We start from the raw sequence: 12,650 nt of genomic DNA, 5'->3' as shown, positions 1-12,650 counted from the left end.
CTTCACACACGCGGCATGGCTGGATCAGGCTTTCGCCCATTGTCCAATATTCCCCACTGCTGCCTCCCGTAGGAGTCTGGACCGTGTCTCAGTTCCAGTGTGGCTGATCATCCTCTCAGACCAGCTACGGATCGTCGCCTTGGTGAGCCTTTACCTCACCAACTAGCTAATCCGACTTGGGCTCATCTGATAGCGAGAGGTCCGAAGATCCCCCCCTTTCTCCCGTAGGACGTATGCGGTATTAGCGTTCCTTTCGAAACGTTATCCCCCACTACCAGGCAGATTCCCAAGCATTCCTCACCCGTTCGCCGCTAGGACCGAAGTCCCCGCTCGACTTGCATGTGTTAAGCCTGCCGCCAGCGTTCAATCTGAGCCATGATCAAACTCTTCAGTTTAATACTACATAGTGCCTTAAGAGCACCAAGCTTGGCTCAACGAACAATTGGTCTTTCTCATGAATTCACGAGTAAGTTATTGCCGTTGATAGTTTTCATCTTTCGATGTCACTCACAACTGCAAAAACCCACACAAGTTGTTTGACTAAACTGTTAAAGAACTCATCACTGCATCGTCTGCAGTGCGTCTTGCGAGGAGGCGTATTCTAGTGATTCTCATCACCGTGTCAATCAGAATTTGCAGAAATTTTTCAGCATCTTCGAATCAACTAGCGGAACCTCTAAATCACCCGCTATCGCTACTTAAGTCATTGTTTTTCAACAAACTTTCTTCGCTACACCTCAGCATCGCTGCGGTGTGGGGGGCATTATAGGGATGCAAAACGAGGTGTCAAACACCTTTTCACGAAACCTTCATCGTTCGCTCACTTTTCCGTCAAAAACGAACGAATCGTGTGTTTCATAATCGATTTACGACACCGTGATCTTTGCAATCGCTTTCTTGCCCGCTTGAATAACATGGCTGTCACCCGCTTTCATAGCAAAGCCCTCTGGCGCAGGCTGACCATCGACAAAAACCGCCTTACGCTGTATCACGTCTTTTGCTGAGGCGGAGTTCTTGGTTAAACCTGCGCGATTCAGCACCGCCACCAAATGAATTTGCGACTCGCCTTCTAGAAGAGAGATCGCCACGTCCGGCACATCAGCGGGAATCTCACCTTTCTGCAATACGTTGCCTGCTGCCTTGTGAGCATTAGCGGCTGCTTCTTCAGAGTGGAAACGAGTAATGATCTCTTCTGCGAGAAGGCGCTTAACCTCTTGCGGATTTCGTCCAGCCTCGACATCGGCTTGCAGCTGCGCAACTGCTTCAACGGTTTTAAAGCTCAGCAGCTCGAAGTAACGCCACATCACACTATCGGGAATCGACAAGAGCTTTTGGTACATCTCCCCGGGCGAATCCGTGACGCCGACGTAGTTACCCAAGGACTTGGACATTTTCTGCACGCCATCCAGACCTTCAAGAATGGGAACCGTGATACAGATTTGCGCTGGCTGACCATGACGGGCCTGCAAAGTTCGGCCCATTAATAGATTGAACTTCTGATCGGTGCCGCCCAGCTCCACATCAGCCTCTAGTGCAACGGAGTCATAGCCCTGCAAAAGAGGGTATAAAAACTCATGAATAGAAATGGGCTGCTGTGCTGCGAAGCGCTTACTAAAGTCATCGCGCTCCATCATCCGCGTCACGGTGTACTGCGCCGCGAGCTGAATCATGTCGGCAGCAGATTTTTTGCCCATCCATTCCGAATTGAAGACCACCCGTGTTTTCGCAGGATCTAAAATCTTAAAAACCTGCTCAGCGTAGGACTGTGCGTTCACTGCCACCTGCTCAGCAGTGAGCGGCTTGCGTGTCACATTTTTGCCGGTCGGGTCGCCAATCATGCCCGTGAAGTCGCCGATCAAGAAAATGACTTCATGCCCGAGGTCTTGAAATACCCTGAGCTTGTTAATCAATACGGTATGCCCTAAGTGCAAATCAGGTGCTGTTGGATCAAAGCCAGCCTTAACCCTCAGTGGCCGACCTGTCTTTAAACGAGCCAACAGCTCATCGACTTGAATGATTTCTTCTGTACCGCGCTGGATTCGGGCGAGTTGCTGTTCCGGTGTCATTGCTTCTGCTCAAACAAAAATTTTCGCGATTCTATCATTGCTCTTTCCGTGTGGCGTGATGTCGATTTCTTCCCAATACGGTAGGCTAATCGCTCAGTGAATTGAGCTAGAGGCTGCTGTGAGTATTTTCATGGGCGTGATGTCGGGCACGAGTGTTGACGCAATAGATGTCGTGATTGCCGACTGGTCCCACCCTAGCCAGCCTGCGTTAATTGCACGAGTCAGTCAAAGCTGGCCCGAGGACCTGCGTGCAAACATTCTGGCCATGGCCAGCGGACAACTGGAGTCCATTGATGAGCTTGGCAAACTTGACCACCGCATTGCAGCAGAAACTGCTACAGCATGCCTTAGCTGCCTCAATGAATCTGGCCTAGCGGCCTCGCAAGTTACTGCCATTGGCTTTCATGGCCAAACGATTCGGCATAGGCCAACATTCACGCCAGCCTTCTCGCTACAGCTGGGTGACGCGAACACCCTAGCAGAGCAGACAGGGATTGCTGTCGTCAGCGATTTCAGACGGCGCGACATGGCTGCAGGCGGACAAGGCGCTCCCCTGGTTCCAGCATTCCACGAACAGCTATTTGGCCATCATGCGGATTGTACCGTGGTGCTTAATTTAGGCGGAATTGCAAACATCACGATCATTCCGGCGAAAAATACCGGACAACCAACGATAGGGTTTGATACGGGACCCGCGAATATGTTGCTGGATGCGTGGTGCCAACAACACACCGGCAGGCCTTTCGATGAGGGCGGCCAATGGGCGAGCACAGGTCAGGTTGATAACGCTTTACTGCACCGCCTGTTGCAGCATCCATTCTTTCAACAAGCAGCACCGAAAAGTACGGGGCGCGAGCAGTTTGGTTTGGACTGGCTTAATGCGCAGCTAGCAGACGAGTCCCGAGTAATCTCTGCAGCCGATATCCAAGCCACCCTGAGTGAGCTGACCGCCCTCTCGATCTGTCAGAGCATCACGCAAACCGCAAAAGCGGAGACAGGTGAGCTCGTGGTTTGTGGTGGCGGAGCCTTTAATGATTTTTTGCTGGCACGACTAGCCGAGAACTTACCGAATTGGCAGGTTGCGAGTAGTGCACGTAAAGGCATAGACCCGCAATGCGTGGAGGCCTTGGCATTTGCTTGGTTAGCGCGACAAACTGTGCTGGGTTTAGCGGGTAACTTACCTACGGTAACAGGAGCGAAAGGCCCCCGCGTCCTGGGCGCCTATCATCCTGCTGGCCTAGGGTTAGTGATTGCTTAGCTGTCGAATCAAATAGAAAACGAGGAGCCGCAACCACACGTGGCCGTCGCGTTGGGGTTGTGCACCACAAATTGCGACCCGTTCAAGCCTTCGACGTAATCGATCTCCGAGCCCACTAAATACTGAAAACTCATAGGATCAACCAACATGGTGACATCGCCATTCAGAAATAAAGAGTCGCCCTCTTTTTCGGCCTCATCAAACGTGAAGCCGTAGGAAAAGCCCGAACAACCGCCACCTGTAATGTATACACGCAACTTTAGGTTCTGATTGTCTTCACCAGCACGGAGTTTGCGTACCTTTTCGGCCGCCTTGTCACTCAGAACTAATGCCGCAGCTACATCACTCATTCACCAACACCTTCGGAAATAGACTCAGTGGATTATGCCGTAAAACCAAGTAAAGCAGTCAACTATTCACACTTATGCCGCTGGCTCTTTCACCACACTCAGTGTTGGCTTGGTCATCGGCTGCATTAAACCGGTGACCTGACCACCCAACATCATTTCTAAGCTGTGATAATTCACTGTGCCAAAGACCTGAGCCTCGCTTGCGAGCTCCAGATGTTCATGACAAGTCAAATTCCCGCGCACCACTCCGTTAATCACGGCATTGGCGACATCAATATCACCGACGATTTCACCATGCAGGTGCAAACAACCATCCTTAGCGACTACCTGCCCTTCAATACGACCTTCCACGTGCAGCGCGCCTTGAAAGTGGATATCGCCCTGAATACGAGCCTGCTTGCTGATAAAGCTATGGTCTTTATAGGCGGATAAATCCGTCTTTTTTTGCTTCGGGTTAAACATATGAAACCTCAAAATTAGCGGGATTGGAGCTCCCACTTATACCGACGACTGATCGAGCCAGCGGCACTACGAACCTGAATGTCCACGCGCTCAGGGACGAAACCCGCAGGCAACGTCCACTCGCCACTGAACTGCTGATAATAACGAAATTGAAATCGAGGTGCAGGCATGTCTAGCTTAATCACGCGGCCGCCCGCACTTGCGGTAGCAGAAACAGTCGCACTGGTGGAAGAGCCTGCTGCATTGCCACGAGTGACCAACAGACGATAGCGAACCTGTCCCGGACGCTTTGCAGGCAGCAACTCGAATTGCTCAATGGTCAATGAGTTTGCGCTAGATTGGGGGGCGGCCAATCGCTTATAAAAAGCCATGCGATCCTCTAGCAAAGCCAAGCTGGCGAGCAACTCCAAATTGTCTTCCTGCAGCCGTTCTGATCCCGCCTGAATAATGCTGCACTCTTTTAAGCGAATGTCCGTCTGCAACTCCAGTGAGCGCAATTGCGTTGCACTGGATTTATTCAATTGCGATAGCTGCTTAGCAACACCTGCTGCTGACTGGTGCACAGACCAGCGCCCCGCCATAAAAGCGAGCAACACGCAAACCAGTGCCAGCAAAATATATGCGGCACGGGTCGATAGTTGTCGCAAAGGGCTAACAGGCACCAGCATGATGCGCTGCAAGCGATCGCGACGACGCGTAGCTCTGGCCATTAGGGCAGCAATCCAATGTGACGAAGCCCCTCGGACTCATCAAAGCCAAAAACAATATTCATGTTTTGCACCGCCTGCCCGGCTGCACCCTTCACTAAGTTATCAATCACTGAAAGAATAACGACGGTGTCGCCACCCTGTGGGCGAAATACGGACAGTCGGCAGGTATTGGCGCCTTTAACACTGCGTGTCTCGGGATGGCTGCCTTGAGGCATCACATCCACAAAAGGTTCGTCGGCGTAGGCGGCTTCGTAGAGCGCTTGCAAGTCCACCGAGGTGTCCTTAACTCGTGCATAAAGCGTGGCATGAATCCCACGAATCATTGGCGTTAAATGCGGCACGAAGGTCAGCCCGACGGGCGCGCCATTAGCCTGCGTTAAGCCTTGACGGATTTCGGGCAAGTGCCGATGACCTGACACCCCATAGGCCTTAAAGCTTTCACTGGTCTCGCATAGCAAGCTATGTACTTCAGCCTTCCTGCCTGCGCCAGAAACACCCGACTTCACATCGGCAATTAAACTTTGCGTGTCACACAAGCCCGCTTTGATCAGGGGCAAGAAGCCCAGCTGCACGGCCGTGGGGTAACACCCTGGGTTAGCCACTAAGCGCGCCTGACGGACGGCATCGCGGTTGATCTCCGGAAGACCATACACAGCATCGGTCAACAACTCAGGGCACGCGTGCGGCATGCCATACCATTGCGCCCACGTGTGTTCATCTTTAAGTCGAAAATCCGCAGCGAGATCAATGACCTTCACACCAGCCGCCAGAAGCGCGGGAACTTGCTGCATGGCAATACCGTTGGGCGTAGCAAAGAACACCACGTCACAAGCCAGCAAACTATCCAGATCAGGTGCACTAAAGGCTAGATCCACGTGGCCGCGCAAATTAGGGAACATGCTAGCAACCGGCAAGCCAGCATCGCCACGTGAGGTGATGACTTTAATCTGAACCTGCGGATGCTGAGCCAGCAAGCGCAGCAACTCGACACCGGTGTAGCCAGTGCCCCCGACAATTCCCACGTTAATCATGCGACGATGACTCCAGAGTGCTCAACAGGGTGAGCTACGGCAAAACAATAGCGCGATTATCCGAGAAGCCCCGCTGAGGAGCAAACACTCCGTTCGGTCTTTGGCTAGTAGCCGCCCTTGCAGGATATTGGCAGACTGCGCGATATCGAAGGAGAAAACTATGCTGTGGTTAAAAGCGTTCCATATTATTGCTGTCGTTTGTTGGTTTGCAGGGCTTTTTTATCTGCCTCGTTTGTTTGTTTACCATGTGCAAACGCTCGACGATGCGGGACATGAGCGCTTTGTTGTTATGGCTCGCAAGCTCTATCGCGGCATCATGTGGCCCTCGTTGGTACTAACCGTTGTGCTGGGCTTTGCATTGCTTGTGGTTCAGTGGCCCGCCTGGCAGGGGCAAGGCTGGCTACATGCCAAATTAGTACTGGTGCTTGCTCTCATTATTTACCACCTAGCCTGTGGTCATTACCGCGTGCAACTCGCCGAGCGCCGATGCCAGAAGTCTCATGTTTTTTTTCGCCTCTTTAATGAAGCGCCTGTGTTGGCCTTGGTGGCGATTGTCATCCTTGTTGTGGTGAAACCCTTCTGATGCGCCCGGTCACGTTATGCTTTTCGGGGCTAGACCCCTCGGGAGGCGCAGGCCTGCAGGCCGATATTGAGTCGATTTCAGCACTCGGTGGCCATGCTGCCGTTATTGCGACCGCACTGACCGTTCAGGACAGCCAACGCGTTTACGACTTCCAACTCACGGCCCCCGAATTTATGCGCGAACAGGCTTTGCGCGTCTTAGCCGACCTCCCCGTGGCGTGCATTAAATTGGGCATGCTGGGCTCAGCGGCGGCGGTGCGCACCGTTTTCGAAAGTCTCCATGCGTTCCGCCACCTGCCTGTTGTGTTAGACCCTGTGTTATCAGCAAATTCCGGGGGGAATTTGGCGCAACAAGACCTGCGCGACGCTCTGCTTGCCGCACTTCCTTTAACGACCATCATCACCCCCAACTCGGTAGAAGCCCGACTACTCGCCGGTTGTGACGACCTCACTGAAGCCGTAGAGCGGCTCACCGAGGCCGGCGCCGAAAACATTTGGTTAAAAGGGGGGCACGAGCCCGGCGACCAGCTCATCAACAGCCTATATTGCAAAGGCGAATTAATGTTGAAGAGCAGCCTACCTCGTCTTGAAGGCGAGTTTCACGGCTCGGGCTGCACATTGGCTGCGGCACTCGCCGCAGGCTTAGCGGCTGGCATGCCGCTGTTGGCCGCCGTTGAGCAGAGTCAACACTTTGTCACCGCAGCCCTAACGCATGCCGATCGACCGCGTACTCAAGGTCAATGGCTTCCTCGTCGCATTCATTCCGTGTGGAATGCCCACTCGTGATCCAAGGTCTCTACGCCATCACGGATTCACAACTCGGCGATCACTTGTTAGCTTCGGTGGCTGCCGCGCTCGCTGGGGGAGCGCGCGTCGTGCAATACCGAGACAAAATAGCAGACCGTCTTAACCCTGCCGATTTTGAGCGCGAACAGACGCGTCGGCTGGACGAGGCTTTGGCCCTACTCGCGCTGTGTCGCCAATATCAAGTTCCGCTACTCATTAATGATGATGTTGAGCTAGCTGCCCGCATTTCTGCCGACGGCGTTCACCTCGGGCAAAGCGATGGTCAAGTTGCCACTGCAAGGGCCCGCTTAGGCGAGCACGCCATCATTGGCGTGACCTGTCATAACCGTATTGAGTTAGCCCTTCAAGCCGTGCATGACGGAGCAAGCTATGTCGCGTTCGGCGCCGTGTTTGCTTCGACCACAAAGCCCCAGACACAGCTTTGTTCGCTCGCAACATTGCGTGCGGCGCGAGCACAATTAACCTTACCTTTAGTAGCGATAGGCGGCATTACGCCGGATAATGTGGCATCCGTTATTGACGCTGGCGCTGATGCGGTTGCGGTCATCGCCAATCTTTGGCAAGCCCCCGACATACGCCAACGCGCACAACAATTTTCTCAGGAGTTTATTCAGCCATGACCAGCAATCGTTCCGATCGTTTATTCGCTGCTGCATGCGAGGTCATTCCCGGCGGCGTCAATTCGCCGGTACGAGCGTTTCGTGGGGTCGGTGGCAACCCGGTATTTTTCGCCCGTGCTCAAGGTGCTTATTTATTCGACGCCGATGACCGCTGCTATATCGATTACGTCTGCTCTTGGGGACCGGCGATCTTGGGTCACGCTCATCCGGAGGTGATTCGCGAAGTACAAGAGGCGGCCACACTCGGCCTCTCTTTTGGTGCGCCTACGGAAGTGGAAGTTGAAATGGCCACACGCGTGCGTGAGTTAATGCCGAGCATGGAGTTGATCCGCATGGTCAGCTCCGGCACCGAAGCCACCATGAGCGCAATTCGACTTGCACGTGGCTATACGCGCCGCGATGTCTTGGTGAAGTTTGAGGGCTGCTATCACGGGCACTCCGATTCCTTGTTGGTTAAAGCGGGTTCCGGCGCGCTCACGCTCGGCGTCCCCAGCTCGGCCGGCGTACCGGACAGCCTCGCAGTCCATACCATTACCCTGCCCTACAACGACTTGGCGAGCGCTCAAGCTTTCTTTGCTGAGCGAGGGCATGAAGTGGCCTGTGTCATCGTAGAGCCGGTCGCGGGCAACATGAACTTGATTCCACCGCTGCCGGGCTTCCTGCAAGGTTTGCGTGAGATCTGTGATCGCTCCGGTGCGGTTCTCATTTTTGATGAAGTGATGACAGGTTTTCGTGTTGCCTTAGGCGGTGCTCAAGCTCTTTATGGTGTGACACCCGATTTAACCACCTTGGGCAAAATTATTGGCGGTGGCATGCCGGTCGGCGCCTTTGGCGGCAAGCGTGACATCATGGAATGCATCGCGCCTCTGGGCCCGGTGTATCAAGCCGGCACCCTGTCGGGCAACCCCATTGCCATGCGCGCTGGCCTCATGACATTAAAGCTCATTAGCCAGCCCGGCTTTCATGAGCAATTAAGTGCCAACACGCGCGCACTCTGTGACGGCTTAGAAGCGGCTGGTCGCGCCGCGGGCGTGGCCATCACCACACATCAAGTGGGTGGCATGTTCGGTATCTTCTTTAATGACAAACCGGTGTGGTCTTACAGCGATACGATGGCCTGCGATGTTGAGCACTTCAAACGCTTTTTCCATGCCATGTTAGAAGAAGGCATTTATTTAGCCCCCTCGGCATTTGAAGCCGGCTTTGTCTCCATTGCACACACCAGTGCCGACATTGCCAATACCGTCGCAGCCGCCGAGCGCGCCCTACTGGCCACCCGCTAAATGATACGCCGGCCACTGCTCTGGGCGCTGACACTGTCAGCTTTCGTGCACGTGTGCTGGTTCATTGATGTCAATTTCTCCTGGCCCTGGCAAAAGGCTTCGGTCGATGAAGTGGTTGAGCGCAAAAAAGCAGAAGCCGTTAAACGCGTGAGACTGGCTGCCAAGCCGGTTTCACGATCAGACGCAGTGATGCAAGTCACTTTGCTGAAAGCTGCATCACCCAACGTCTCCGCACCCACTTCGCCAATCAAGATAGCCCTTCCGAAGTCAGCCCAAGATATCAACGCAGCACCCACTTCGGTCTCATCTCCACCGGAGCAAACCTCGACGCCTGTGATCGCCGCACCAGAACCTGACCTCACGTTTCCACTGTCTGTTTTGGCAAAGCAGCGCGCCCACTACTATGGCTTCACCATGGATTTAAGTCAGCAATGGCTCATGGAGGGCACGCGCTATGTCATTCGAAATGAAGCTCGAAAATTCGGCTTCAAAGCGGAGATTTTGAGTGAGGGCAACGTCACGGTTGATGGCTTACAGCCTGAGCGCTACCAGCTTTCGCTGAACAACACACTGCGCAACTTCGCCAACTTTGATCGCGCGCAGAATCAGCTTCTGCACGGCAAAGCGGGCAGTCCAAAAGTCGCACCACTCACGGCCGACATGCAAGACATGGCCAGCCTACCGTTTCATGTGGCGGTCACATATGAAGGCACGGCTGATCGTAAATTAATGGTCACCACGGGCAGCTCGGTGTACGAAATTACCTTACGCGTCGTTGCGGAAGAAACCCTGAAGCTTCCAGGTGGCATGGTCAAGACCATCCACCTGCAAGGCAAGCGCACACGCAGTGATGGCACGCGCCAAGAGGGCTATAACATTTGGTTGGCGCCGGCCTATCGCAATTTTCCGGTACGTTTTAGTGGGCCAGACAGCAAAGGAAATTTGCTGGAAATGTCGGTGAGCTCACTCGCCTTTGATGGCAACAATGTATTCGGCAGCGATCTGCCCGCTCTGCCCGACAACGACGTACTCGAAGGTATCCCAGCGCAGATGCAATCAGATCACTTGAACGATCCTGCCCCACCGCCTGTGACACCGCCCGCTCCCGAGCAAGACGCACAGCCCCTAACGTCGGAATAAATTCAACACACCATCCACCATGGAGTCGATGAAGGCAGGCACGCCGCCACTAGCACATGGGGTTTGCTCCGCAGGCAACGCTTTTGCAGATACTGGGACTCGTAATGCGCCACTACACGTTTCAGCGCTGAGTCGCCCCGTGGCGACATCAATCCAAGGCCATGTCACGCCATCCGGCATCGCCGGCATAGGCGCAACTGGCTGCAAGCGATGCATAAACTCGACCCAAACTGGCAACGCGCCCGTGCCACCCGATAAGCCTATCGGCTGATTATCATCGCGGCCCAGCCAAACGACAGCCAAGGTGCGGCCAGCACTACCGGCAAACCAGCTATCCCTCATGTCGTTGGTAGTTCCCGTCTTACCCGCCAGCACCCAAGTGGAGGGCAGGCGCTGATAGGCCGGTGCACCCGTGCCCTGACGCATCACTTGCTGCATGCCGTAATGCAGTAAGTAGGCATCTGCGGGGTCAATGATTTGTTGGCGTTCGCTAACGAACTGCTGCAAGGGGCGGCCTTGAGCATCCAAGACAGCCACAATACTTTGTAACGGGGCGCGCACCCCGCCAGACAGCAAGGTCTGATACAGCTGTAGCACCTGCATCGGCGTTTGATTCAAGGCACCCAGCAGCAGTGATGGGTAAGGCTTGCTATCCACCTTCACGCCGACCTGCTGCAAAGTTTGCATAAACGCTGGCAAACCTAATGTCATACCGAGACGAACAGACGCTTGGTTATAGGAGTGGGCTAATGCACTTTGTAGCGTTACCGTGCCATGACTTTGCTGGTCGTAGTTTTGCGGCTGCCACAATTTGCCGCCATCACTGACCACATCAACGGGTCCATCATCCACCGGAGAAGCCCACGTGTATTGCCCCGTACCCAAGGCCGTCAGATAGATTAGCGGCTTGAGCAGCGAACCGACTTGGCGCGACGCATCAATGGCTCGGTTGTAGCCAGTAAAGGTACCGGAGCCACCGACCAGCGCCCGCAATTCACCGGTTTGATTATCTGCGGCGACCACCACACCTTCGACCTTAGTTAGGCTGCGGCCCTGACCGCGTAGACGCTCAATGGTGCTCGCCAGCGCGCGCTCCGCCGCATTTTGCATACGCGGATCTAAGGTGGTGAAAATCTGCAAGCCTTGGCTGCTTAAATCCTCGGGCTGATAACTTTCACGCAGCTGACGCCGCACTAAATCGAGAAAGTCGGGGTACACATTGCTGGCAGCCGTGGGCTTCGCAATCACACCCAGCGGCATACGCATCGCCTGATCGCGAATAGGCGCGCTAATAAACCCTTCGCGATACAAGTTATCCAGCACGATATTGCGGCGCTCGCGCGCACGTTCGGGCTGACGTCGCGGGTTGTAATAAGACGGACCTTTCACCATACCCACAAGCAATGCCACTTGCGGCAAGGACAACTCAGCAATGGGTTGGCCAAAATAATACTGTGCCGCCAGCCCGAAGCCGTTCACAGAGCGCGACCCTTGCTGCCCGAGATTCACTTCGTTGAGGTAGGTTTCGAGAATTTCATTCTTTTCGTAATGCCATTCCAACAGCATCGCCATCAGCGCTTCATTCACCTTACGCCGCAGCGAGCGCTCGTCGGTTAGGTAGAAGTTTTTCACCAGCTGCTGTGTCAGTGTACTCCCCCCCTGACGCACGGCCCCACTGGTGAAATTGACCCACACGGCACGCATAATGCCGCGCACAGATATGCCAATGTGATGATAAAAGCGTTGGTCTTCGGTTGCGATTAAGGCGTCCACCAAATGCGGGGGCGCTTCCTTCAGCTGAATCAGCACGCGATCTTCATTTTGACTCGGGTAAATCCCGCCAATCACCATGGGCTCAAGTTGCACACTGCCATTGGCACTGGGCAGCGTGCTGGCCAGAGAGCTGATGCGTTGATCGCTAAACTGTAGGCGCAGCACTTGGGCTGGTACCCGTTGCTGCTCCGCAAAGGCAAAGCCTCGGGTATGCAAATAGAGGGTTTCATTGACTTGCGAGTAGGTGCCAGGGGTTGGTGCTCCGGTCAGCTCTCGGTAGTTGAGTGCTGACAGCTCACTTTTCACTTCGCTGAGACTTACCGGCAGACCCACCTGTAAAACCAGTGGTCTTGCGAATACTTTGGCCGGAATTGCCCAACGCTTGCCTTCAAATTTTTCTCGAACAATGTCATTCAGGTGCATCACATAAGCACCCCCACCCACCAGTGTGATCAACGCCACAAGCATCATTAAAAGCACGATAGCCGGCTGGATGCGCTGCCAAAGACTGCGGGGTTTAGACACGATGTTCAGCACTCATAAACAAAAAGTGATGTGATTGTAACGA

General features: G+C 54.2%; 12 protein-coding genes and 1 rRNA gene. 6 read left to right on the top strand and 7 right to left on the bottom strand.

Annotated features, from left to right (window positions below):
- Window positions 1-395, bottom strand: a 16S ribosomal RNA gene (locus AC14IB_RS01415); the annotation flags it as partial.
- Window positions 396-866: 471 nt separating this feature from the next.
- On the bottom strand, window positions 867-2,066 hold the full coding sequence (tyrS, locus tag AC14IB_RS01410; protein ID WP_484230206.1) for a tyrosine--tRNA ligase: 1,200 nt from the start codon (window positions 2,064-2,066) through the stop codon (window positions 867-869).
- Window positions 2,067-2,184: 118 nt separating this feature from the next.
- On the opposite strand from tyrS, the gene AC14IB_RS01405 reads away from it, so the two are divergent.
- Window positions 2,185-3,324: an anhydro-N-acetylmuramic acid kinase gene (locus tag AC14IB_RS01405; RefSeq protein WP_484230205.1), complete on the top strand. Its 1,140-nt coding sequence runs from the start codon at window positions 2,185-2,187 to the stop codon at window positions 3,322-3,324.
- 8 nt (window positions 3,325-3,332) lie between these two features.
- Here AC14IB_RS01405 and erpA read toward each other — a convergent pair whose 3' ends face one another.
- The 4 genes from erpA to argC all read right to left on the bottom strand — a co-directional run bounded on the left by erpA (window position 3,333) and on the right by argC (window position 5,877).
- Complete coding sequence (gene erpA, locus AC14IB_RS01400) at window positions 3,333-3,674, bottom strand: iron-sulfur cluster insertion protein ErpA (protein ID WP_068857405.1); 342 nt, start codon at window positions 3,672-3,674, stop codon at window positions 3,333-3,335.
- Window positions 3,675-3,746: 72 nt separating this feature from the next.
- On the bottom strand, window positions 3,747-4,136 hold the full coding sequence (locus AC14IB_RS01395; RefSeq protein WP_068857406.1) for a bactofilin family protein: 390 nt from the start codon (window positions 4,134-4,136) through the stop codon (window positions 3,747-3,749).
- Window positions 4,137-4,150: 14 nt separating this feature from the next.
- Window positions 4,151-4,846 carry a DUF6776 family protein gene (locus tag AC14IB_RS01390; RefSeq protein ID WP_484230204.1) on the bottom strand — a complete coding sequence of 232 codons (696 nt, stop codon included), beginning with the start codon at window positions 4,844-4,846 and terminating at the stop codon, window positions 4,151-4,153.
- Window positions 4,846-5,877 (bottom strand): N-acetyl-gamma-glutamyl-phosphate reductase, encoded by a 1,032-nt coding sequence (argC, locus tag AC14IB_RS01385; protein ID WP_484230203.1) that lies wholly within the window; start codon window positions 5,875-5,877, stop codon window positions 4,846-4,848. Before argC ends, AC14IB_RS01390 begins: the two co-directional genes overlap by 1 nt.
- Window positions 5,878-6,037: 160 nt before the next feature.
- On the opposite strand from argC, the gene hemJ reads away from it, so the two are divergent.
- Genes hemJ through AC14IB_RS01360 form a run of 5 tightly spaced genes read left to right on the top strand, consistent with a single transcriptional unit; the run spans window position 6,038 to window position 10,309 of the window.
- Window positions 6,038-6,460: a protoporphyrinogen oxidase HemJ gene (gene hemJ, locus AC14IB_RS01380; protein WP_484230202.1), complete on the top strand. Its 423-nt coding sequence runs from the start codon at window positions 6,038-6,040 to the stop codon at window positions 6,458-6,460.
- Window positions 6,460-7,245 (top strand): bifunctional hydroxymethylpyrimidine kinase/phosphomethylpyrimidine kinase, encoded by a 786-nt coding sequence (thiD, locus tag AC14IB_RS01375; RefSeq protein ID WP_484230201.1) that lies wholly within the window; start codon window positions 6,460-6,462, stop codon window positions 7,243-7,245. The genes hemJ and thiD overlap by 1 nt, the downstream gene beginning before the upstream one ends.
- The gene (thiE, locus tag AC14IB_RS01370) at window positions 7,200-7,886 is read left to right on the top strand and encodes a thiamine phosphate synthase (protein WP_484230200.1); all 687 of its coding nucleotides are present in this window, start codon (window positions 7,200-7,202) and stop codon (window positions 7,884-7,886) included. Before thiD ends, thiE begins: the two co-directional genes overlap by 46 nt.
- Entirely contained in the window at window positions 7,883-9,169 is a 1,287-nt protein-coding gene (hemL, locus tag AC14IB_RS01365) for a glutamate-1-semialdehyde 2,1-aminomutase (protein ID WP_484230199.1), read from the top strand. Before thiE ends, hemL begins: the two co-directional genes overlap by 4 nt.
- Window positions 9,170-10,309, top strand: coding sequence for a DUF3108 domain-containing protein (locus AC14IB_RS01360; RefSeq protein WP_484230198.1), 1,140 nt, complete (start codon window positions 9,170-9,172; stop codon window positions 10,307-10,309). It begins immediately after the preceding gene.
- Here AC14IB_RS01360 and mrcB read toward each other — a convergent pair.
- Complete coding sequence (mrcB, locus tag AC14IB_RS01355; RefSeq protein WP_484230197.1) at window positions 10,295-12,607, bottom strand: penicillin-binding protein 1B; 2,313 nt, start codon at window positions 12,605-12,607, stop codon at window positions 10,295-10,297. The two genes, AC14IB_RS01360 and mrcB, sit on opposite strands and share 15 nt — an antisense overlap.
- Window positions 12,608-12,650: the final 43 nt, after the last annotated feature.

It is taken from the genome of Perlucidibaca sp. (assembly GCF_057084925.1).
The sequence above is the reverse complement of the archived record's forward strand: the minus strand, read 5'-3'. Positions and strand labels throughout refer to the sequence as shown.

Coding starts and splice junctions, on each gene's coding strand:
- tyrS (WP_484230206.1), bottom strand. CDS start 2,066: ATGACACCGGAACAGCAACTCGCCCGAATCCAGCGCGGTACAGAAGAA.
- erpA (WP_068857405.1), bottom strand. CDS start 3,674: ATGAGTGATGTAGCTGCGGCATTAGTTCTGAGTGACAAGGCGGCCGAA.
- AC14IB_RS01395 (WP_068857406.1), bottom strand. CDS start 4,136: ATGTTTAACCCGAAGCAAAAAAAGACGGATTTATCCGCCTATAAAGAC.
- AC14IB_RS01390 (WP_484230204.1), bottom strand. CDS start 4,846: ATGGCCAGAGCTACGCGTCGTCGCGATCGCTTGCAGCGCATCATGCTG.
- argC (WP_484230203.1), bottom strand. CDS start 5,877: ATGATTAACGTGGGAATTGTCGGGGGCACTGGCTACACCGGTGTCGAG.
- hemJ (WP_484230202.1), top strand. CDS start 6,038: ATGCTGTGGTTAAAAGCGTTCCATATTATTGCTGTCGTTTGTTGGTTT.
- thiD (WP_484230201.1), top strand. CDS start 6,460: ATGCGCCCGGTCACGTTATGCTTTTCGGGGCTAGACCCCTCGGGAGGC.
- thiE (WP_484230200.1), top strand. CDS start 7,200: ATGGCTTCCTCGTCGCATTCATTCCGTGTGGAATGCCCACTCGTGATC.
- hemL (WP_484230199.1), top strand. CDS start 7,883: ATGACCAGCAATCGTTCCGATCGTTTATTCGCTGCTGCATGCGAGGTC.
- AC14IB_RS01360 (WP_484230198.1), top strand. CDS start 9,170: ATGATACGCCGGCCACTGCTCTGGGCGCTGACACTGTCAGCTTTCGTG.